19 protein-coding genes are annotated in these 20,245 nt (G+C 71.9%); 16 read left to right on the top strand and 3 right to left on the bottom strand.

Annotation, left to right across the window (positions count from 1 at the left end; translation table 11 throughout):
* The first annotated feature begins 4 nt into the window (after window positions 1–4).
* From NRP21_RS16360 to NRP21_RS16300, 13 genes are all read left to right on the top strand, one after another.
* Window positions 5–1,237 carry a type II secretion system F family protein gene (locus NRP21_RS16360; protein ID WP_257717292.1) on the top strand — a complete coding sequence of 411 codons (1,233 nt, stop codon included), beginning with the start codon at window positions 5–7 and terminating at the stop codon, window positions 1,235–1,237.
* Window positions 1,234–3,555 (top strand): type II secretion system secretin GspD, encoded by a 2,322-nt coding sequence (gene gspD, locus NRP21_RS16355; RefSeq protein WP_308219906.1) that lies wholly within the window; start codon window positions 1,234–1,236, stop codon window positions 3,553–3,555. Before NRP21_RS16360 ends, gspD begins: the two co-directional genes overlap by 4 nt.
* On the top strand, window positions 3,530–4,363 hold the full coding sequence (locus NRP21_RS16350; RefSeq protein WP_257717291.1) for a general secretion pathway protein GspK: 834 nt from the start codon (window positions 3,530–3,532) through the stop codon (window positions 4,361–4,363). The genes gspD and NRP21_RS16350 overlap by 26 nt, the downstream gene beginning before the upstream one ends.
* A gap of 438 nt (window positions 4,364–4,801) precedes the next feature.
* Complete coding sequence (locus NRP21_RS16345) at window positions 4,802–6,670, top strand: ABC transporter ATP-binding protein (protein ID WP_257717290.1); 1,869 nt, start codon at window positions 4,802–4,804, stop codon at window positions 6,668–6,670.
* Between the two features lie 147 nt (window positions 6,671–6,817).
* Window positions 6,818–7,117 carry an AtpZ/AtpI family protein gene (locus NRP21_RS16340; RefSeq protein ID WP_257717289.1) on the top strand — a complete coding sequence of 100 codons (300 nt, stop codon included), beginning with the start codon at window positions 6,818–6,820 and terminating at the stop codon, window positions 7,115–7,117.
* 15 nt (window positions 7,118–7,132) lie between these two features.
* Window positions 7,133–7,888 carry a F0F1 ATP synthase subunit A gene (locus NRP21_RS16335; RefSeq protein ID WP_257717288.1) on the top strand — a complete coding sequence of 252 codons (756 nt, stop codon included), beginning with the start codon at window positions 7,133–7,135 and terminating at the stop codon, window positions 7,886–7,888.
* Between the two features lie 46 nt (window positions 7,889–7,934).
* Window positions 7,935–8,174 (top strand): ATP synthase subunit C family protein, encoded by a 240-nt coding sequence (locus tag NRP21_RS16330; RefSeq protein ID WP_043832786.1) that lies wholly within the window; start codon window positions 7,935–7,937, stop codon window positions 8,172–8,174.
* Window positions 8,175–8,235: 61 nt separating this feature from the next.
* The gene (locus NRP21_RS16325) at window positions 8,236–9,003 is read left to right on the top strand and encodes a F0F1 ATP synthase subunit B family protein (protein WP_257717287.1); all 768 of its coding nucleotides are present in this window, start codon (window positions 8,236–8,238) and stop codon (window positions 9,001–9,003) included.
* Entirely contained in the window at window positions 9,003–9,509 is a 507-nt protein-coding gene (locus NRP21_RS16320; RefSeq protein ID WP_257717286.1) for a F0F1 ATP synthase subunit B family protein, read from the top strand. The genes NRP21_RS16325 and NRP21_RS16320 overlap by 1 nt, the downstream gene beginning before the upstream one ends.
* Before the next feature lie 402 nt (window positions 9,510–9,911).
* The gene (locus tag NRP21_RS16315; RefSeq protein WP_257717285.1) at window positions 9,912–11,495 is read left to right on the top strand and encodes an ABC transporter substrate-binding protein; all 1,584 of its coding nucleotides are present in this window, start codon (window positions 9,912–9,914) and stop codon (window positions 11,493–11,495) included.
* Window positions 11,496–11,588: 93 nt separating this feature from the next.
* Window positions 11,589–12,743 carry a homoserine O-acetyltransferase MetX gene (metX, locus tag NRP21_RS16310; RefSeq protein WP_257717284.1) on the top strand — a complete coding sequence of 385 codons (1,155 nt, stop codon included), beginning with the start codon at window positions 11,589–11,591 and terminating at the stop codon, window positions 12,741–12,743.
* A 49-nt stretch (window positions 12,744–12,792) separates the two neighbouring features.
* Window positions 12,793–13,395 carry a methionine biosynthesis protein MetW gene (gene metW, locus NRP21_RS16305; protein ID WP_257717351.1) on the top strand — a complete coding sequence of 201 codons (603 nt, stop codon included), beginning with the start codon at window positions 12,793–12,795 and terminating at the stop codon, window positions 13,393–13,395.
* Between the two features lies 1 nt (window position 13,396).
* Window positions 13,397–13,708 (top strand): hypothetical protein, encoded by a 312-nt coding sequence (locus tag NRP21_RS16300; protein ID WP_257717283.1) that lies wholly within the window; start codon window positions 13,397–13,399, stop codon window positions 13,706–13,708.
* 306 nt (window positions 13,709–14,014) lie between these two features.
* Here NRP21_RS16300 and NRP21_RS16295 read toward each other — a convergent pair whose 3' ends face one another.
* Together NRP21_RS16295 and NRP21_RS16290 are read right to left on the bottom strand one after the other, a co-directional pair.
* Complete coding sequence (locus NRP21_RS16295; protein WP_257717282.1) at window positions 14,015–14,362, bottom strand: hypothetical protein; 348 nt, start codon at window positions 14,360–14,362, stop codon at window positions 14,015–14,017.
* Window positions 14,363–14,449: 87 nt separating this feature from the next.
* Window positions 14,450–15,982: a LutB/LldF family L-lactate oxidation iron-sulfur protein gene (locus tag NRP21_RS16290; protein ID WP_456300240.1), complete on the bottom strand. Its 1,533-nt coding sequence runs from the start codon at window positions 15,980–15,982 to the stop codon at window positions 14,450–14,452.
* Between the two features lie 83 nt (window positions 15,983–16,065).
* Here NRP21_RS16290 and NRP21_RS16285 point away from each other — a divergent pair, with 83 nt between their 5' ends.
* Window positions 16,066–17,277 (top strand): MFS transporter, encoded by a 1,212-nt coding sequence (locus NRP21_RS16285; RefSeq protein WP_257717281.1) that lies wholly within the window; start codon window positions 16,066–16,068, stop codon window positions 17,275–17,277.
* Window positions 17,278–17,580: 303 nt separating this feature from the next.
* On the opposite strand, the gene phaR is transcribed toward NRP21_RS16285, so the two are convergent.
* On the bottom strand, window positions 17,581–18,219 hold the full coding sequence (gene phaR / locus NRP21_RS16280; RefSeq protein WP_408639637.1) for a polyhydroxyalkanoate synthesis repressor PhaR: 639 nt from the start codon (window positions 18,217–18,219) through the stop codon (window positions 17,581–17,583).
* Between the two features lie 179 nt (window positions 18,220–18,398).
* On the opposite strand from phaR, the gene NRP21_RS16275 reads away from it, so the two are divergent.
* Both NRP21_RS16275 and NRP21_RS16270 read left to right on the top strand, forming a co-directional pair.
* On the top strand, window positions 18,399–19,076 hold the full coding sequence (locus NRP21_RS16275) for a hypothetical protein (protein WP_257717280.1): 678 nt from the start codon (window positions 18,399–18,401) through the stop codon (window positions 19,074–19,076).
* Window positions 19,077–19,146: 70 nt separating this feature from the next.
* Window positions 19,147–20,124, top strand: a complete 978-nt coding sequence (locus NRP21_RS16270; RefSeq protein ID WP_257717348.1) for an alpha/beta fold hydrolase — start codon at window positions 19,147–19,149, stop codon at window positions 20,122–20,124.
* The last annotated feature ends 121 nt before the right edge of the window (window positions 20,125–20,245 follow it).

The raw sequence follows: 20,245 nt of genomic DNA, 5'->3' as shown, positions 1-20,245 counted from the left end.
TCCCTTGGCCGCCATCCAGCACTTCGACTACGTCGCCCTTGCCGCGGACGGGCGGACGCTGCGCGGCCGCGTGGAGGCGGAGGACCAGCGGGCCGCGGCCCGCCGCATTCAGGAGGGCGGGCATCTCCCGATGGAGATCCGCCCGGCCGGCGAGGGCTCGGCCCTCGCCGCGCCGGGATCGGGTGGCGGCCAGAAGCTGCGGCCGCGCGAGCTGGCCCGCCTGACCCGCGGGCTGAGCCTGCTGCTCTCCGCCGGCCTCCAGCTTGATGTCGCCCTCGATGCGCTGGCCGGGTCGGAAAAGTCCTCCGCGCCGCGGCGCCTGCTGCGCGGCCTGCACGATACGGTCCGAACCGGCACCTCGCTCTCGGCCGCCGTCGCCGCGCGGCCCGCTGCCTTCCCGGGCTGGTACGCCGCCGCCATCGCCACCGCCGAGGGGACGGGCAAGCTGCCCTCCGTCCTGGACCGGCTGGCCACGGAGACCCTCCGGCTCGAGCGCGTGGCGGAGCGGATCCGCTCCGGCCTGACCTATCCGGCGGTGGTGCTGCTGCTGTCCGTGGCGGTGGTGATCGTGCTGATCACGGTCGTCCTGCCGGCGCTCGAGCCGCTCTTCTCGGCGGCCGGCGGGCGGCTCCCGGCCTCCACGCGCTTCATGCTGGATGCCTCGGCCTGGCTGCGGGAGTGGGGCGCCGTCGGGCTGGCCGGGCTGCTCGCGATCGGGCTGCTCGCCTGGCGGGCCCTCTCGGCCCGGGAGGCGCGGCTTTGGCGCGATGCGCGGCTGCTTCGCATGCCATTGGTGGGGACATTGATCTGGCGTTCGGCGACGGCGCGCTTCACGCGGCTCCTGGGGGTGCTGCTGAGCTCCGGCGTGCCGCTCGCGGAGGCCATGCAGCACGCGGGGGCGGCTGCGGGGAACACGGCCGTTGCGGCCGGGCTGGAGCGCGCGCGGGCGCATCTCTCGGCGGGCGCGGGGTTCGCCGCCGCGCTCACGCGCGAGGAGGCCTTGCCGCGCCTGGCGATCACGCTGGTTGGAATTGGGGAAGAGGGGGGGCGGTTGCGCGAGATGTTGGAGGAAGTGGCTGTCATACACGAGGAGGATGCCGAGCGCGCGACGGAGCGCCTGCTCGTCCTCCTTGTGCCGGGGGTGACGCTGATCCTGGGCGGGCTGGTCGCCGGGATCGTGCTGACGACGCTGAACGCGATTCTCGGCGCGAATTCCGCCGCCCTGGGCAGCACGTGACGGCGCTGTTCCGAACGCCGGTCCGGGCGCTGACGCTGGCACTGGCGCTTGCCGCATGCGCGGAGCCGGAGCTCCGTGGCCCCGCGGCCTTCGACGAGGCGATGCGGCGGCTGGAGGAGGCGGGCCAGCGCCCGGCGCCCCTCCAGCCACCCGCGGTCGGCGCCACGCCGCCGCCGCCGGCAACGGCCGCGCGGGCGCGCCCGGCGATCGTGGATACCGCCAGCACGCCGCGCGGGCCGGCGCAGATCAACGCGCCGCGGGGCGCCGCGCTGTCGGGTGGCGGCACGGTGACGCTGAACTTCGTGGAGGCGGAGCTGCCCCAGGTGATCCAGGCCGTGCTGGGCGACCTGCTGCGCCAGGACTACACGATCGACCCGCGCGTGAGCGGCACCATCACGCTGCAGACCCAGCGGCCGGTCCCGGAGACGGCGGCCCTCTCGCTCCTCGAATCGGCGCTCGAGGCCAACGGCGCCGCGCTGCTTCGGAATGATGCCGGCTACCGGGTCGTGCCGCTGGAGGGGGCGCTGCAATCCGGGCCCCCGGTCAGCCTGCGCACGGGCGGCGCCGCGCGAGAGCCCGGCTTCGGCATCGTGGCGCTGCCGCTGACCTATGCGCGCGCGGCCGACCTGCAGCGGGTGCTGCAGCCCCTCGCGCCGCGCGGCGGCTCCGTCGTCGCGGACGAGGCGCGCAACATCCTGTTGCTGGCCGGCACGGGCCCGCAGCTCGCCAGCCTGCTGGAGACGGCGCAGAGCTTCGATGTCGGCTGGATTGCGAACCAGTCGCTCGCCCTCCTGCCGTTGGAATCCGCCCCCGCCGCGCTGGTGGCGCAGGAGATCACCTCGATCTTCGGCAGCCAGGGAAATGCGCGGGAACCCCTGCGCGTGGTGCCGGTGGCGCGGATGAACGCGGTGCTCGTGGTCGCCGCGCAGCCGCAGCAGCTCGAGCGCGTGCGGCGCTGGGTGCGCAACCTGGACGCGGCCGGCATGGGCAGCTCGCCACAGCTCTTCGTCCATCGTGTGCAGTACGTGCGGGCGGCCGAACTGGCCACGACGCTGCGGCAGCTGCTGCAGGGCGGCGGGCGGGGGCCGGAGGCCGGGCAGCTGCTGGCGCCGGGCCAGCTCGGCGTGCAGTCGGCGGGCGGCTCCATCGCCCCGATCACCAATGCGCCGCTCGGCGCGACGAGCGGACTCAACGGCCAGGCCGCGCCGAATGCTGTCGGGCTGGCAGGGAACGGGCTGGCCGGGAACGGCTTGGCGGCAGGTGGGCTGGCGGGCGGCGCGGCGAATGCCGGGCCGCTCGCGGCGGCCGGCGGCCTGGCCATGCCGGGCCTGCCCCCGGGCCCCGGCTTCGGGGACGGCGCCGGCGGCGGTGGCGGCGACCGGAGCGGCCTGCCCGCGGCACCGGTGCGGATCGTCGCCGACGAGGCGCAGAACGCCCTGATCATCTACGCCAACCAGACCGACTGGCGGCTTGTCGAGCGCGCGGTCCTGCTCCTGGACCGGCCGCCGACGCAGGTCGCGGTGGATGCCGTGATCGCCGAGGTGACGCTGAACCAGGGGCTGGAATACGGCCTGTCCTGGTTCTTCCGCACGGGCCGGTTCGAGTTCCGCCTCTCGGCCACCGATGCGGGGACGGTGGCGCAGACCTTCCCCGGCTTCAACCTGCTCTACTCCGGCGGGGCGGATGCGAGCGTCGTGCTGCACGCGCTGGCGAGCCTCACCGACGTGCGGGTGATCTCCTCGCCGCAGGTCATGGTGCTGTCCAACCAGACGGCCCGGCTGCGCGTGGGCGATTCCGTGCCGATCGTGACGCAGCAGGCCACGGGCGGCGGCCTGACGGACAACCGGATCGTCAACTCCGTCTCCCTGCGGGATACCGGCGTCTCCCTCGACGTGACGCCGCGGGTGAACTCGGTGGGCGGCGTTCTCCTCGATGTGGACCAGGACGTCTCCGACGCCGTCCCGACCACGACGAGCGGCATCGACAGCCCGACCATCCAGCAGCGGCGCCTGCGCACGGTCGTGTCGGTGGCCTCGGGCCAGACGATCGCCCTGGGCGGGTTGATCCGGGAGTCGGACAGCGACACGCGATCCGGCATCCCCTTCCTCGTCAACATCCCCGTGCTGCGGGAGCTGACGGGCGTGAGGAACCGCACCCGGCGGCGGACGGAGCTGCTGGTCCTGCTCACGCCGCGGGTGGTCCAGAACACGGAAGACCTGCGCCGCGCCACGGAGGAGTTGCGGAGCCGCATGCTCAACATGGCGCCGCGCGCGCCGACGCAGCCCACCCGCTATGACGCCCTGCCGCCGATCCGCTAGGCGAGAGGGCTCGGCGCTCGTCTTCGCGCTCTGGATCGCGCTGCTCGTCGGCGTACTGGGGACCGTGGCGATGCGCCTGGCGGCGGCGGGCGCCGGCGCATCGCGGATCGAGGTGGACCTGGCGGCGGCCCGCGCGGCGGCCGAGGGTGGCATCTGGGCCGCGGCGCACCGGCTCGCCCTGCAGGAGCCGGCGGCGCGGCCGCCGAGTGCTGCTTTCGCCTTTCCCCTGGGCCGGAGCGAGGTGGCGGTGCAGGCGGCCGACGAGGAGGGCCGTGTTGACCTGAACGCAGCGCCCGAGCCGCTGCTGGCCGCACTGTTCCGGGCCGTCGGGGTCGAGGAGCGGGCGGCCGGAGTGCTGGCCGGGCAAGTCGTGGAATGGCGTACCCAGTCCCCGGCGCAGCGAATGCCGGCCGGCGATGCCCGCGAGGCGGATCAGCGCCGCCCGACTTTCCGCAGCACAAGCGACCTGGCTGCAATCCCGGGTGTGACGCCCGCCCTGGTGGCCGCCGTGCGCGACGGAGTGACCGTGCATACCGGCCGTTCCTGGCCGGCCAGGAGTTCGGCGCCGCCCCTGGTCCAGGCGGCCCTGCTTCAAGCCGACGATGCCCGGTCCACCATGCCGGCCCGCGCGGGCGTGTTGAGGACGCCTTCGGCCTCCAGCGGTGAGGCCGGCCGGCGCGTGATCTGGCGCATCGAGGCCAGGGCCCAGACCGGCGCCGTGGAAGCGCGCGTCACGGCGGTGGTGAACGTGGCAGCTGCCAACGGTGTCCTCGGGCGGGTGTTGGAGTGGCAGCCGGTCCATCCCTGAGGGCGGCGGCTTCCGTGAGCTTCGTCCTGACCATTCGCAGTTTTCGCCCCATCCGGCGTTCAACGCGCCGCGGCCGGTACGGGCAAACCACTGGCGGCTGCAGGACTCTCGCTCGTGGTTGGGTCTTTTCCTGACCTGTCCGGCCCCAAGGGGCTCCGCCCCTTGGATCCCCGCCAGGAGGCTAAGCCTCCTGGACCTGCATCGGGCTGCCGCGGGGACTGATTTGAGACGGGGTCTCCGGTGAAGGGTCTGACCCTGCCCTTGCAGTCGCCTCGGCTCCACGAGCCGAGGCGCACCGTCAGCGAAGCCCAGACCAGCTGATAGAAAAAGATGATGGAGAGGGGTCCGGGGAGAGGAAGAATTCCTTCTTCCTCTCCCCGGGACAGACCGCCACCGCAAGGCTGTCACCCTGGCCCGGGCGGGCCTAAATGCCCGCCCATGCCTTTCCGCGCCTTCGAATCCTTTCTCGACCCCGTCGCGCCGCCCGGGGCGAAGGCGGCACGGATCGGCGGCGTGCCGGTGCCGGAGGGGCCGCCCCCCACCGCGCTGCTGGGCTTCTACTGGCACTTCGCCCGGCAGGCGCGGGTGCTGGTGGCAGCCCTCTTCGCCACGGGCTTCATCGTGGCGGTGCTGGACAGCCTCATCCCCGTTTTCATCGGCCGGCTGGTCGCCCTGCTCGGCGCCCACGCGCCGGACCGGCTGATCCCGGAGGCCGGCTGGGCCCTCGCCGGGATGGCCGTGGTGATGCTGCTGCTGCGCCCGGCCTCCATCCTCGCCCAGAACCTCGTCGCCAATCAGGCGATCAACCCCGCCTTCACCAGCCTCATCCGCTGGCAGTCCCATCGCCTCGTCTCCCGCCAGGGCTGGCCCTTCTTCCAGGAGGACTTTGCCGGCCGGATCGCGAACCGGGTGATGCAGGCCGGGCCGGCGCTGCGGGAATCCGTGACCCAGGCAGTCACGGCGGTCTGGTACATCCTCGTCTATGGCTCCTCCGCCGTGATCTGGCTGGCGGGGGCGGATTGGCGGCTGGCGCTGCCCATCCTCCTCTGGTTCCTCGCCTACGCCGCCTTTCTCCGTGTGGTCGTCCCCCGGCTGCGGGACCGCTCTCGCGCGGCCTCCGAGCAGCGCAGCCTGCTCACGGGCCGGATCGTGGACGCCTACACCAACATCCTCTCCATCAAGCTCTTCGCCCGGGCGGAGCGGGAGGATGCCTTTGTGGCGGAGGGGGTGACGGGCCTGACCGCCGCCTTTCAGCGACAGATGCGGCAGATCACCGTCAACGCCGCCGTTCTCTCCGCCCTCAATGCCCTGTTGCTGGTGGGCATGGCGGTGCTCTCCATCCGCCTCTGGATGGCCGGGGAGATTGAGGCGGCCACCGTCGCCACGGCCCTGCCCATGGCCTGGCAGATGGCCAACATCTCGGGCTGGGTGGCCTTCAACGTCGGCGCCATCTTCGAGAGCATCGGCGTGGTGCAGGAATCCATCCGCACCATTGCCGCCCCGCCCACTGAGCCGGACCCGCCCGGTGCCGTTCCCCTGGCCGTGCGCCGGGGCGCCATCCGGTTCGAGGGCGTGCACTTCGGCTATGGCCGCGCGGACCGCGCCGTGCTGGACGGCTTCGACCTGGATATCCGCCCGGGTGAGCGGGTGGGCCTCGTCGGCCGGTCAGGCGCTGGCAAGACCACGGCGGTGAACCTGCTGCTGCGCTTCTTCCACCCGGAATCCGGCCGCATCACGATCGACGGCCAGGACATTGCGGGGGTGACGGCGGAGAGCCTGCGCGGCGCCATCGGCATGGTCACCCAGGACACCGCGCTGCTGCACCGTTCCATCGGCGACAACATCCGCTTCGGCCGGCCGGAGGCGACGGACGAGGAAGTAGCCGCCGCCGCGCGCCGGGCCGAGGCGGACGGCTTCATCCGCACGCTGTCCGACTGGCGGGGCCGCACGGGCTACGAAGCCCATGCCGGGGAGCGGGGCGTGAAGCTCTCCGGCGGCCAGCGCCAGCGCGTGGCCATCGCCCGCGTGCTGCTGAAGGACGCCCCGATCCTCGTGCTGGACGAGGCGACGAGCGCCCTCGACTCGGAGGTGGAGGCGGCGATCCAGGAGGGGCTCTCCACCTTGATGGAGGGCAAGACGGTGATCGCCATCGCCCACCGCCTCTCGACGCTCGCGCAGCTGGACCGGCTGGTGGTGCTGGAGGAGGGCCGGATCGTGGAGAGCGGCCCGCACGAGGTGCTGCTGGCCCGGGGCGGCCCCTACGCCCGCCTCTGGGCGCGGCAGTCCGGCGGGTTTATCGGTGCCTAGCGAAAAGGGGCGTGAGACCGGAGCCGTTGCAACAACGCGCGGGAAGCGGCTGTTAAGGCACCGTTGCAGGCCCGCGCCGGCTTGACTTCACATGGACGCCAATTTAGGGACCCCCTGCCTTCCGGGGGACAACCGCGGAGGAGCAGAGTGGAAAACCGGGACGGCTTCGACGACCGGCTGAGGCAGGCCAGGACCCGCCAGGGCCTGGACCCAAAGCCCCGAACAGGGGGGGAGGGCGGACTGCCGACGGGCCCGTGGGGAATTGGCTTCCGCGCGGGGGTCGAGGTGGTTTCGGCGCTGGTCGTGGGCGCGGCACTGGGCTTCGGCCTGGATCGCTGGCTCGGGACCTTTCCCTGGCTCTTCCTCGTCTTTTTCTTCGTGGGCGGTGCCGCCGGGGTGCTGAACCTCTACCGCTTGTTTAAGCCCCGCCCGGAAGCCGGACCGTAGAACAGGGACCAAGACGTGGCCGCCGAAGGCAAGACGATCGACGCGCTGAGCCAGTTCGAGCTGGTGCCTGTCCTGGGCCCCATCGGCCGCGCCGTGGGCTTCTCCCAGTCCAACGCGCACATGCTGCTGGCCGTGGGCCTCATCACCCTCCTTTTCGTCTACGGCATGCGCCACCGAGCCCTCGTCCCGGGCCGGCTGCAGTCCGCGGCGGAGATGCTCTACGAGTTCGTCGAAGGCGTCGTCGTCGGCCAGGTCGGCCATGAGGGCCGCCGCTACTTCCCCTTCGTCTTCGCGCTCTTCATGTTCGTCCTCTTCGGCAACATGCTGGGCCTGTTGCCCTACGCCTTCACCTACACCTCCCACATCGCCGTCACCTTCGGGCTGGCCTTCCTGGTCTTCGTGGTGACCACGGTGGTGGCGCTGGCGATCCACGGGAAGAAGTTCTTCGGCTACTTCTTCCCCGAGGGCGCGCCGCTCTGGCTCGCTCCCATCATCATCCCGGTCGAGATCGTGTCCTACATCTCCCGCCCGGTGTCCCTCTCCATCCGTCTCTTCGCGAACATGGTCGCGGGGCACGTGATGCTGAAGGTCTTCGCGACCTTCATCGTGCTGATCGGCTCGCTGGGCGCCGTCGGCATCTTCGGCGCCGCGCTGCCGCTCGCGGTGAACGTGGCCCTGGTCGGCTTCGAGATCCTCGTCGCCTTCCTCCAGGCCTACGTCTTCGCAATCCTCACCAGCATCTACCTGCACGACGCGGTGCACCTGCACTAAAAGACGTGCCGGACGTCCCCTTTTCCAAGCAAGGAAAGACACTTCGATGAACGACCCCGCCGCCTATCTCGGTGCCTACAAGGCGCTCGGTGCCGGCCTCGCCGTGATCGCGCTCTTCGGCGTCGGCCTCGGCATCGGCAACATCTTCTCCTCGCTGATCAACAGCGTTGCCCGCAACCCGTCGGCCCGCGACGCGGTGTTCCCGATCGGCATCCTGGGCTTCGCCCTGACGGAAGCGGTCGCGCTCTTCGCGCTGCTCATCGCCTTCCTCATCCTCTTCGCCTGATCGGCTCCGCGGGGCGGCCGGGGGTTCCTCCCCCGGCCGTCCGCCGCGGAACGGAGACCGTATGATCCGCCTCCCGTTCGCCCAGCTCTGGCATGCGGCAGCCCTGGCCCTCCTGCTCTCGCAGGCGCCCGCCGCGCTCGCCCAGCACGTCACGGCCCCCGCGCCGACCGGCTCGGTGCAGACCAACGCCCCCCTCCCTGGACAGCAGGGCGAGAGCGTTGCCGTGCAGGCGGACAGCGACCGCGCCACCGCGGTGCGGGAGGCGAACCGGACGGCAGCCGAGTACGAGCACGCCGCCCGCGAGGCCGCCGATGCCGGCGGCATGCCGCAGCTGGATTTCGCCAATCCCCTGACCATCGCGCAGGTGATCTGGCTCTTCGTCATCTTCGGGCTGCTGGTCTTCCTGGCCGCCCACTACCTGCTGCCGCCGGTGGCGGAGGTGCTGGAGACCCGGCGCGCCCGCATCGCCTCCGACCTGGATGCGGCGCGCGACGCCCGCGCCCAGGCTGAGGCCGCCGAGGCCGGGCAGCGCGACAGCACCGCCCGCGCCCGCGCCGAGGCCCAGGCCTCCATCGCCGCCGCAACCCAGGCCGCCCAGGCCGATGCGGCGAAGCGGGCCGAGGCCCTGGCCGAGCGCCTGAACGCCCAGATCACCGAGGCCGAGACCCGGATCGGCGCCGCCCGCGACGCCGCCATGGGCGCCCTGCGCGAGGCCGCCACTGACGCCGCGGCGGCCCTGGTGCAGCGCCTGGCCGGGATCGAGGACAAGGCGGCGGTGGACGCGGCCGTGTCCCGCGAGCTGTCCGCCCGGAACATGGGAGCCGCGTGATGCACCACTACGAGCATTTCTGGCTGGACCCGAAGTTCTGGGTCGCCGTCTCCTTCGTCGTCTTCCTGCTCCTGCTGGGCCGGACGATGTGGAGCAAGGCTGCCGCCGCGCTCGACGCCCGCGGCGCCCAGGTGCGGGCCGAGTTGGCCGAGGCCACGAAGCTCCGTGAGGAGGCCGAGGCCATGCGCAAGCAGGCCGAGGCCGACCGCGCCGCCGCCCTGCGCGAGGCCGAGGAGATGGTGACCCGCGCCCGCACCGAGGCCGACCGCGTGGCCGCCGCCGCCACTGCCGAGGCCGAGGCCAACGCCGCCCGGCGCGAGCGCATGGCGATGGACCGCATCGCCGCCGCCGAGGCCAGCGCTCTGGCCGAGGTGCGGCAGGCCGCGGCCGAGATTGCCGCCGCCGCCGCTCGCTCCGTCATCGCGGAGAAGCTGACCGCCGAGGGCGACGCTGCCATGGTGGACAAGGCCGTGTCTGACCTGCCGAGGGCCCTGCGCGCGGCCTGACCGGCACGCCGCATTCCGATGCTTCACGGGGGCCGCGAGGCCCCCGTTTGCGTTTCCGGGCCTGCGAGGGGGGAGAGAGAAGGAATTCTCCCTCCCCCTTGAACCCCCACCCTCATCTTTTTCTTCGGGGCTGCCGCGGAATGCGGGGCTTGCGGTTCGCCGAGCGGCCATGCCGCTCGGCGCGGAACATGCCAGTCTGCGCCGCACTGAATTCGGAATGCCTGCGGCACCAGTCCCGCATCCCGCGGCAGCCCGAAAAAGAAAGATGATAGGGTTCAGGGGAAGAATTCTTTCTTCCCCTGTCGGGGGCTCGGGGGCGGAGCCCCCGACCGCGCACCCGTTCCCATTTGCTCGCCACCCGCCTAGCCTTCCCGGCCGAATCCAAGAACGGGGAGAACTGGGATGCGACGACTTCTGCTGGCGGGCGCTGCGGCGCTGGCCCTGGGCATGGGTTTCGGCTCTGCGGCCGAGGCGGCGACCTTCCGCTGGGCCAATGACGGCGACGTCAATTCCATGGACCCCTACGCGCGGAACGAGACCTTCCTCCTTACCTTCACGCACAACATCTACGAGCCGCTGGTGCGGCGGAACCGGGAGCTGAAGGTGGAGCCGGCGCTGGCGACCTCCTGGTCCCAGTCCTCGCCGACCGTGTGGCGCCTGAACCTGCGCCAGGGGGTGAAGTTCCACGACGGCACGCCCTTCACGGCCGATGACGTGGTGTTCAGCGCCACGCGCGTGCGGGCCCAGGGTTCCAACCTCACCTCCGTGCTCTCCTCCGTGAAGGAGGTGCGCAAGATCGACGACTTCACCGTCGAGTTCGAGACCCACGCCCCGGACCCGATCTTCCTCGAGGAGATCACCACCTGGGCAATCATGTCCAAGAAGTGGGCGGAGGCGAACAACGCCACCCAGGCCGTGGACCTGACCACGGGCCAGGAGAACTTCGCCACCCGCAATGCCAATGGCACCGGCCCCTTCATGCTGGCCAGCCGCGAGCCCGACCGGCGCACGGTGCTGCGCCCGAACCCGAACTGGTGGGACAAGCCGGAGCACAACCTGGACGAGGTGGTGTTCAACGTCATCGGCAATGACGCCACCCGTGTCGCCGCCCTGCTCTCGGGCGAGGTGGACATGATCTACACCGTGCCCCCTCAGGACACGGAGCGCCTCTCCCGCGCGCCGAACGTGCGGATCCACCAGCAGGCGGAGCTGCGCACCGTCTTCCTCGGCTTCGACCAGGTTCGCGACGAGCTGCTGAAGAGCGACGTGCGCGGCAAGAACCCCTTCAAGGACCTGCGCGTGCGCCAGGCCTTCCAGCTCGCCATCGACCTGGAGGCCATCAAGTCCCGCATCATGCGGAACCAGTCCCGCCCGACCGGCCTGATGATCGGCCCGGGCGTGAACGGCTGGAGCGAGGGCGCGGACCGCGTGGTGCGCCCGGACATCAACCGCGCCAAGCAGCTGCTGGCCGAGGCCGGCTACCCCAACGGCTTCAGCGTGACGCTGGACTGCCCGAACGACCGCTACGTGAACGACGAGGCGATCTGCACGGCGGTGGTCTCCATGCTGGCGCGCATCGGCGTGAAGGTGAACCTCGCGGCCCAGACCCGCGCCCGCTACTTCGCGGAGATCCTGGCGCCCCGCTACAACACCAGCTTCTACATGCTGGGCTGGACCCCCACGACCTACGACGCCCACAACACGCTCTACAACATCATGGCCACCCGCGGCGGCCAGCGCGGCGTGTTCAACTCCGGCGGCTGGAGCAATCCCCGTTTCGACCAGCTGACGGACCAGATTGCGGTGGAGACCGACCTCGCGAAGCGCCAGCAGCTGATCGACGAGGCGATGAAGCTCCACGCCGACCAGGTCGGCCACATCCCCCTGCACCAGCAGGTCGTGGTCTGGGCGGCGCGCAACAACATCACCCTGCAGCAGATGGCGGACAACTACTTCCCGCTGCGATACGTGCGGGTGGGCCAGTAGCCCGCCCGGCGCCGGGGGAGGGGCAGCCCTCCCCCGGTCCCTATCTGGGGCGCCGCCTTGCCGTTCCGCGGCGGCACTCCTAATCCTCCCGGTATGAGCGAGGCTGCAACCACTCTGCCGGACGTGGATCACCAGCGGGTCGTCTTCCCTGAGGGGCTGGCGCTCGACAGCGGGGTGATGCTGGCGCCCATGGCGGTGGCCTACCGCACCTATGGCACGCTGAACGAGGCCCGCAGCAACGCGATCCTCGTCTGCCACGCCCTTACCGGGGATCAGTACCTGGCGGAAACCCAGCCTGTCACGGGCAAGCCGGGCTGGTGGTCCTCCATCGTCGGGCCGGGAAAGCCGATCGACACGGATCGCTACTTCGTCATCTGCGCCAATGTCCTGGGCGGCTGCATGGGCAGCACCGGCCCGCGGGAGGAGATGACGGACGCTGAAGGGCGCGGCCTGGGCCGCCCCTGGGGAGTTGATTTCCCCGCCATCACCATCGCCGACATGGTGCGCGCCCAGAAGAAGCTCGTGGAGCACCTGGGCATCGAGCGGCTGCTTGCCGTGGTCGGTGGGTCCATGGGCGGGATGCAGGCGCTGCAATGGGCGGCGCTCTATCCCCGCAGCGTCTTCGCCTGCGCGCCGATCGCGACCGCCTCCTATCACTCCGCCCAGAACATCGCCTTCCACGAGGTCGGGCGGGCCGCCATCCATGCGGACCCGGATTTCTGCCATGGCGCCTATTGGAGGGAGGGGCGGATCCCCGCCCAGGGCCTCTCGGTGGCCCGGATGGTCGCCCACATCACCTACCTGTCGGAGAGCGCGCTGACCCGGAAGTTCGGCCGCCGCCTGCAGGGCGCCAAGGCCCTGACCTTCCTGGAGGACGTCTTCGCGGTGGAGAGCTACCTGCGCCACCAGGGAAGCACCTTCATCCGGCGCTTCGACGCCAATTCCTACCTCACCATTACCCGCGCCATGGACTATTTCGACCTGGCGGCCGACCACGAGGGCGACCTGTCCCGCGCCTTCAAGGGCACGCCCACGCGCTTCCTGGTGGCCTCCTTCTCCTCGGACTGGCTCTTCCCCACCGCGGAGAGCCGCGCCGTGACCCGCGCCCTGAACCGCGCCGCCGCCCGCGTCTCCTTCATCGAACTGGAATCCGACAAGGGCCACGACGCCTTTCTGCTGGACGAGCCGGAGTTCCACGCGGCGCTGGCCGGCTTCCTCTCCGGTTCAGCCGACGCGGTGGGAGTCTGATCCCGTGGGGATGAAGCCGCGCGAGCCCATCCAGTACGTCGCCAAGAACATGCGCCTGGACCTCCGCCTGATCGCGGAGATGATCCCGGACGGCGCCCGCGTGCTGGACATTGGCTGCGGGGACGGCGCCCTGATCGGGCACCTGACGCAGGAGAAGCGCGCCGACGCCCGCGGCATCGAGATCGATATGAAGCAGGCGACCCAGGCGGTGGCCGCCGGTCTCGCCGTCATCCATGGCGACGCGGATGCCGACCTGGCCCACTACCCGGACGGTGCCTTCGACTACGTTGTCCTCTCCCGCACCCTCCAGGCCGTGGAGCGGCCGCGGGAGGTGCTGCGCCAGATGCTCCGCATCGGCACCCACGCCATCGTCTCCTTCCCCAATTTCGGCCACTGGCAGATGCGCTGGCGCCTCCTCTGGACCGGCCGGATGCCGGACACGGACACCTGGAACCGCCCGTGGTACGAGACGCCCAACATCCACCCCTGCACCATCCTGGACTTCGTCGCCCTCTGCGAGCAGGACGGCTACCGGGTGGATGGCTGGCTGGCGGTGGACGAGCACGGGCTCCGCGCCCCCTGGCGCGAGAGCCTGCGCCTGGCCAACCTCTTCGGGGAGCAGGCCCTCTTCCTCCTCAGCCGCAAGCCCTGACTTGCGCTACCCCGTGACCCCGGACGGCCGCTACTTCGTCGTCCGCGGCCGGCTCTGGCGCATGTCAAACCCCGCCCTGCCGGAGGACGAGCGCGCGGCTCTGACGAAGGAACTCATGGCCGCCCGTCGCGCTGTCGGAACAGCACTGCGCGCCGAGGACGAGGACGCCCTGCGAGCCGCCCGCGCCGCCGTGGACGCCACCAAGATCGCCCTCGGCGAGCGCGGCCCGGCGTGGTGGACCGATGGCGCCCCGGACTTCAACCGGCGCATGGCCGTGAGGACGCCCTATGCGGAGTGGTTCACCGGCCTCTGATGGGCGGTGTGCCAGTTCTGGTTTGTCGGAATACAGGAGGCTTTGCCCCCTAGAACCCCCACCGGGGTGGCAACGGCCACGCTGGACCCCGCGATCGGGCCGCTGCGGCTGCTCCGGATCACTGCCGCGCCGCAGGCTTTCCGATTTCATGGGCGCGGACCGGCATATCTCGCCCCGAGACGCGTTGGCCCTCGGCGGGCCGCAAGCTCCGCATTCCCAGGCAGCCTGAAAAGAAGAAGATGAGGGGTGGGGTTCCGGGGGAGGGGAGAATTCATCTCTCCTCCCCTGGCGCCGCCCGCTGAAAGTCTAGCGAACCGCGTCCCGGCGATCCTCGGCGCGCTCACGGAAGGCCTCGCGCTGGTCCTGGCGGTTTTCCCGCCGATCCTGGACGCGGTCGCGGACTGCCTCACGCTGGTCCTGAACGGCCTCACGCTGCTCCTGCCGGTTCTCCCGGCGATCCTGGACGCGATCGCGGGCGGCCTCGCGCTGGTCCTGGCGGTTCTCCCGGCGGTCCTGGACGCGGTCGCGGACAGCTTCACGCTGGTCCTGGCGGTTCTCCCGACGCTCCTGGGCCGCCGTCTCCGCGCTGGCGGGAAGGGACTGGATGGCCGCGACGCCGAGGAGGGCGAAGGTGAGAAGGGCAGTTTTCCGCATCGGCTGTCTCCGTGTTCCAGACATAGGCCGGGAAAACGCGGCACGGCGAAAGGAGGTTGCCCAGGATGTCCCCAGGGCGGGGCGGGGCTAGCGCCGGCCGCGCTGGGCGGCGGCGTAGCGGGCCATGAAGGTGCCGCCTGGCTCGGGCGCGGGCAGGTCCCGGCTGGCGGTCCAGGCTCCGGCCAACGGCAGGCGGCGGAAGCGGCCGGTGCCACGGCCGAGCAGCGCGAGGGTGCCCATGGCGAGGCGGGTGGCGGCGCGGTAGAGCGCCGGCCGCCGGGCGAACCAGGCCCAGATCCCGAGGCCGCGGCGGGCGGTGGAGGGGGTGAGATGGCGCTCGAACTCCCTTTCCCGCCAGTTCCGAAGCATCTTCGGCAGCGGGATCTTCACGGGGCAGACGCTCTCGCACCGGCCGCAGAGGGAAGAGGCGTTGGGAAGGTTCGCCGACTTCTCGAGGCCCACCAGGGCGGGGGTGAGGACGCTGCCCATGGGGCCGGGATAAACCCACCCGTAAGCGTGGCCGCCGGCGGCGTTGTAGACCGGGCAGTGATTGATGCAGGCGGCGCAGCGGATGCAGCGGAGCATCTCGTGGAAGTCCGTGCCGAGCATGTTGGACCGGCCGTTGTCGATCAGCACCACGTGGTACGCCTCCGGCCCGTCCGCGTCCGCCGCGCGGCGGGGCCCGGTGGAGAAGGTGGTGTAGACGGACAGGTCCTGGCCCGTGGCGGAACGGGCGAGGAGGCGCAGCAAGGTGCTGCAATCCTCCAGCGTGGGCACGACCTTCTCGATGCTGGCGAGCGCGATGTGGACGCGCGGCAGGGTCTGCGTCAGGTCGCCATTGCCCTCATTCGTGACGATGACGCTGGTGCCGGTCTCCGCGATCAGGAAATTGGCCCCGGTGATGCCGACATCCGCCTGCACGAAGCGCTCCCGCAGGGTCTGTCGGGCCTCGGCCATGATGTCGCGGCGGTCGTGGAACACGCGGTCCGCGGGCAGGTCCTTGTGGGCGGCGCGGAAGCGGGATTCCCAGTCCTCGCGGTTCAGGTGGAAGGCGGGGGCGATGATGTGGCTCGGCGGCTCGTTCACCAGCTGCAGGATGTACTCGCCGAGGTCGGTCTCGACGGGGGTGATGCCGTTCGCCGCCAGGTGCTCGTTCAGCCCGATCTCCTCGGAGATCATGGACTTGCCCTTGGTCACGGTGCGCGCATCCGCCTCCCGGCAGATCTTTAAGACGGTGGCGCGCGCCTCGGCCGCGTCGCGGCACCAGTGCACGCGGCCGCCATTGGCGACCACCTTCGCCTCGAAGGCCTCCAGGTAGTGGTCCAGGTTGGCCAGGGTGTGGTTCTTGATGTCGCGCCCGATGTCGCGCAGCGCCTCGAACTCCGGCAGCGCCGCCGTGGCCTGGGCGCGCTTGGAATGGAAGCCGCTGCCGCCGCGGCGCAAGGCCTTCTGCAGGTTGGCGTCCGCCAGGGCGCGGGCGGCGCGGCGCTTGAAGTCGGGGGAGGTGAGCGCGACCATGCCGGCACCATAGGGCAGAACGGGGCGGATCAGGAACGGCCACGCGTAGGGGGCCTGCCAGGGAAGCGCCTGCCAAGGGGCGGCTACCGGAGCGCTTGGCATCGGGCGGCGAAGCGGCCTAGAGAGCGGACAGGCGTCGTCAGAGCTGCCCGGGGAAGCGTCCTTCCGCCAGAGAGGACCCCCCGATGGCACGGAACGTTCCCCACACCCCACCCCACACGCCCCATGGCACCGGCGCCGCGGAGCTGGCCCTGGCCCTCGGCGCGCTCGCCCTCGGCATCAGCGAGTTCGCGGCCATGGGGCTGCTGCCCCAGATCGCCGCGGAGACGGGCGTCTCCGTCCCCCATGCCGGCCTGTCCATCAGCGCCTATGCCGTGGGGGTCGTCGTCGGCGCGCCGATGATCGCGCTGCTGCTGGCCCGCATCCCGCGCCGGCCGCTCCTTTCCGGCCTCGCCGTCCTCATCGCGCTCGGCAACCTCGTCAGCGCCGCCGCGCCGGACTTCCTCGGCGTCTGCGCCGCGCGCTTCCTCGCGGGGCTTCCGCACGGGGCCTATCTCGGCACCGCCGCCATGGTCGCCGCCTCCCTCGTGCCGTCGGCACGGCGGGCGAGCGCGGTGGCGCGGGTGATCCTCGGCCTCAGCGTCGCGAACGTGGTCGGCGTGCCCCTGGCCACCTGGGTGGGGCAGCTGGTGAGCTGGCGCGTGGTCTTCGCCCTCGTCGCTCTCGTCGCCCTGGGCTGCGCGCTGATGATCCGCATCTGCCTGCCCCCGATCGGCACCGGCCCGGCACTGGGCGCCCGGCGGGAGATCGGGGCCATGCTGCGGCCGCAGGTGCTGCTGGCGCTGGCCACCACCGCCATCGGCTTCGGTGGCATGTTCGCCATCTACAGCTACATCGCGCCCACGCTGACCGAGGTCACGCGCGTGAGCGAATCAACCGTGCCCGTGATGCTGGCCGTCTTCGGGTCGGGCATGATCCTCGGCAACCTGCTCGGCGGCTGGCTGGCGGACCGGGGCGTGATGCGCGCGGTCGGGATCATGCTGGCCGTGGGCTGCGCGGCGCAGTTCCTCTTCCTCTTCACGCCCGTCAGCCTGCCCCTGGTCACGCTCAACATCGTCCTCGTCGCCGCCACCAGCATGGGCCTGGGCCCTGCGTTGCAGACTCGCCTGCTGGATGTGGCGCCGGACGCCCAGATGCTCGCCGCCTCCCTCAGCCACTCCGCCTTCAACATCGCCAACGCCCTCGGCGCCTGGCTGGGCGGGGCCGTCGTGGCGGCGGGCCTCGGATGGACCGCGACGGGTGGGGTGGGGGCGGTGCTCACCCTCGCCGGACTGGCGGTGTTCGGCGCGTCCTGGGCGCTGGAGCGTGGGCGAGGGGCTGTGCCGGCCCGGGCCTGACGCGGCGGGATGTCCCGGGGAGAGGAAGAAGGAATTCTTCCTCTCCCCGGGCCCCTCTCCATCATCTCTTTCTGTCTGTTTGAGATTGTTCGGCTGACGGTGCGCCTCGGCTCAATGAGCCCAGGCGACTGCAGGGGCGGGATGAGGCCCCGATCGTCAGGCGCCACGCCTCAGGCCAGTTCCCGCGGCAGCCCGATGCAGGTCCAGCGGTCTCAGGCTCCTGGCTCGGGACAAACGCTTCGCGCTTGCCCGGGGGGCCAGGGGGCGGAGCCCCCTGGGGCCGGACAGATCAGGACGGGCTGATCAGCTCGCCTGACGTCCCGCGCGAAGCCGCGCCACTTCCTCGCGCAGGGAGGCGAGTTCCTCGCGCATGGCCTCGACCTCGTCGGCCGGGCCGGTGGGGGCGGCGCCTCCGCGGGCTGGGAACGGCGAGAAGAGGCTCATGGCGCGTTCCAGCATTGCCAGGTTCTGCTTGCCCATCTCCTCGAAGGGGGCGAAGGCGTTGAAGCCTCCCATGGCGGAGCCCATGGCTTCCTGGGCCGTGCGGCGCATCGCCTCCTGCTGGCGCGCGAAGGTGCCCATGGTGGCCTCCAGGTAGCGCGGCACCACGGATTGCAGGCTGTCGCCGTAGAGGCCGATGAGCTGGCGCAGGAAGGGGATGGGCAGCAGGTTCGTGCCCTTGCTCTCCTCCTCCACGATGATCTGGGTCAAGACGGAACGGGTGATGTCCTCGCCCGACTTCGCGTCGGAGACGGTGAAGTGGCGGCCCTGGCGGACCATGGCGGCCAGGTCTTCCAGCGTGACGTAGGAGGAGGTCTCGGTATTGTAGAGGCGTCGGTTGGCGTATTTCTTCACCACCACGGGCGGGCTTGCCGGGGTTTCCGACGCAGTCTCCGCCATGCTCTCCTGGGTGGTCGCTTGCGGCGCATCGATCTTGGCCATGGCCGGTGATCCTCCCCCGGCTGTCGCCGGGTCTGATGGTTCTGGGGCCCGGGCGCCTTGATGCCGGGCCGGGAGACGATGCTAAACCGGCTTTGCCGCGCTGCGGAAGGCGCGTCGCGCAGGTTCGGCCAGGGCTCCAATGGGCGAAAGCGCGGGCGGGGATGCCAGCCGGGGAATGCATGAGCGGTTCGAAGAGCGACGGGACGGAGGAGGGGGCGCCGGACCTGGCGCGCCTGGCGGCGGATTGGGTGGCGCTGTGGCAGGGCGAGATGGCGGCGATGGCGGCGGATCCGGAGCTGCTCACCGCCTGGGCGGCGTCCATGGCGGCCTTCTCCCGCCACTGGGCGGCCCATTGGGCGGAGGCGTCCCGCGCCGCGCCGCCCTGGCCGGCGCCGGGGTGGCATCCGGGCCTCGGGGCTGCGGGGTTCGGAATGCCGGGCTACGGCCCGGGTCTCGGTGCGGCAGGTTTCGGGCCGGGCTTTCCGGGCGGGGGCGGGTTTGCGCCGCCCGGCTTCGGGGCACCAGGCTTCGGTTCACCAAGCTTCGGGGCACCGGGCTTCGGGCCGGGCGCGGGCCTCTCCCCACCCTGGCCGATGGGCTGGCCGGCAGCGCCCGCCCCGCCTTCCCAAACGCCCTCGCCGCCCGCGGGGGCGCCCGATGACGGCGCGGCGCGGCCCGCGGCCCCTGCCGGCGCACCTGTCCCTGGCCCTGAACCGGGCCCTGGTGACGATGGCGGCGATCCCCTCCGCGCCCGGCTCGACACCCTGGAGCGGGAGCTGGCCGGGCTTCGCGCCGCGCTCGGCGGCGGGGCGGGCGGAACACGCAAGGATCCTGCGGGAACTCGGCGCAAGCGCTGAGGCGGGCGGCTTCGCCGCCGCGGTCTGGCAGAGGCTGGCGCGGGAGGATGCGGCGCTGCTGCGGGGCATCATGGCCTATCGTGGCCACCCCTGGCGGCGGGAGATGCCCGACCCGCCCGCCCTGTGGTCCGAGGGGCCGGCGCGGCTGCTGGATTACGGCGGGGCAGGGCCCGTGGCGCTGTTCGTCCCCTCCCTGGTGAACCGGGCGACGGTGCTGGACCTGATGCCCGAGCATTCCATGCTGCGCTGGCTCTCCGGGCAGGGCGTGCGGGTGCTGCTGCTGGACTGGGGCGCGCCCGGCGCGGCGGAGCGGGGCTTCACCCTGACCGACTGGATCGCCGGGCGGCTGGAGCGGGCGCTGGAGGCGGCTGCCGCCGCCACGGGCGGGCCAGTTTCGCTGGTGGGCTACTGCATGGGGGGGCTGCTGGCGCTGGCGGCGGCGCTGCGGACGCCGGCCCGGGTCCGCGGCCTGGCCCTGCTAGCGACGCCCTGGGACTTTCATGCCGGGGAATCGGCCCCGCGCGCCCGGGCAGCGGCGGGGTTGCTGCCGGGGCTGGAACCCCTGCTCTCGGCCACTGGCACCCTGCCCGTGGACCTGTTGCAACTCCTCTTCGCCGGGCTGGACCCCTTCGGCATCGCGCGCAAGTTCCGGGCCTTCGGGCGGCTGGACCCCACCTCTCCCCGCGCCGCCCACTTCGTGGCGCTGGAGGACTGGCTGAACGACGGCATCCCCCTGCCAGCCCCGGTCGCGCGGGAATGCCTGGGCGGGTGGTACGGGGCCAATACGCCGGCGGCCGGAACCTGGCGCGTGGCAGGGGCGGTGGTGGAACCGCGCGCCTGGCGGGGCCCCTCCTTCCTCGCCATCCCGCGCGGCGACCGGATCGTGCCGCCGGAAAGCGCGCGGGCCCTGGCAGAACGGCTTCCGGACGCGACGGTGCTGGACGTGCCGGCCGGGCATATCGGGATGGCGGCGGGCATGAAGGCGGAAGCCGTCCTGTGGCGGCCCCTGCGGAATTGGCTGGCCTCGGCTGTGCGGCCATCGTCCTGATCTTTGGCTGACGGTTTGTCGGGGGGGGGGGGGGGGGGGGGGGGGGGGGGGGGGGGGGGGGGGGGGGGGGGGGGGGGGGGGGTGGGGGGGGGGGGGGGGGGGTGGGGGGGGGGGGGGGGGG

Source organism: Roseomonas populi, from assembly GCF_024594815.1.
Taxonomy (GTDB): domain Bacteria; phylum Pseudomonadota; class Alphaproteobacteria; order Acetobacterales; family Acetobacteraceae; genus Roseomonas; species Roseomonas populi.
This window is presented reverse-complemented; position numbering and strand designations above follow the sequence as displayed.

Bases quoted from the DNA above. Each gene is read 5' to 3' on its own strand.
- NRP21_RS16350 (WP_257717291.1), top strand. From the start codon at position 3,530: ATGACGCCCTGCCGCCGATCCGCTAGGCGAGAGGGCTCGGCGCTCGTC.
- NRP21_RS16345 (WP_257717290.1), top strand. From the start codon at position 4,802: ATGCCTTTCCGCGCCTTCGAATCCTTTCTCGACCCCGTCGCGCCGCCC.
- NRP21_RS16330 (WP_043832786.1), top strand. From the start codon at position 7,935: ATGAACGACCCCGCCGCCTATCTCGGTGCCTACAAGGCGCTCGGTGCC.
- NRP21_RS16325 (WP_257717287.1), top strand. From the start codon at position 8,236: ATGATCCGCCTCCCGTTCGCCCAGCTCTGGCATGCGGCAGCCCTGGCC.
- NRP21_RS16320 (WP_257717286.1), top strand. From the start codon at position 9,003: ATGCACCACTACGAGCATTTCTGGCTGGACCCGAAGTTCTGGGTCGCC.
- NRP21_RS16315 (WP_257717285.1), top strand. From the start codon at position 9,912: ATGCGACGACTTCTGCTGGCGGGCGCTGCGGCGCTGGCCCTGGGCATG.
- metX (WP_257717284.1), top strand. From the start codon at position 11,589: ATGAGCGAGGCTGCAACCACTCTGCCGGACGTGGATCACCAGCGGGTC.
- metW (WP_257717351.1), top strand. From the start codon at position 12,793: ATGCGCCTGGACCTCCGCCTGATCGCGGAGATGATCCCGGACGGCGCC.
- NRP21_RS16295 (WP_257717282.1), bottom strand. From the start codon at position 14,362: ATGCGGAAAACTGCCCTTCTCACCTTCGCCCTCCTCGGCGTCGCGGCC.
- NRP21_RS16290 (WP_456300240.1), bottom strand. From the start codon at position 15,982: ATGCCAAGCGCTCCGGTAGCCGCCCCTTGGCAGGCGCTTCCCTGGCAG.
- NRP21_RS16285 (WP_257717281.1), top strand. From the start codon at position 16,066: ATGGCACGGAACGTTCCCCACACCCCACCCCACACGCCCCATGGCACC.
- phaR (WP_408639637.1), bottom strand. From the start codon at position 18,219: ATGGCCAAGATCGATGCGCCGCAAGCGACCACCCAGGAGAGCATGGCG.
- NRP21_RS16275 (WP_257717280.1), top strand. From the start codon at position 18,399: ATGAGCGGTTCGAAGAGCGACGGGACGGAGGAGGGGGCGCCGGACCTG.
- NRP21_RS16270 (WP_257717348.1), top strand. From the start codon at position 19,147: ATGGCCTATCGTGGCCACCCCTGGCGGCGGGAGATGCCCGACCCGCCC.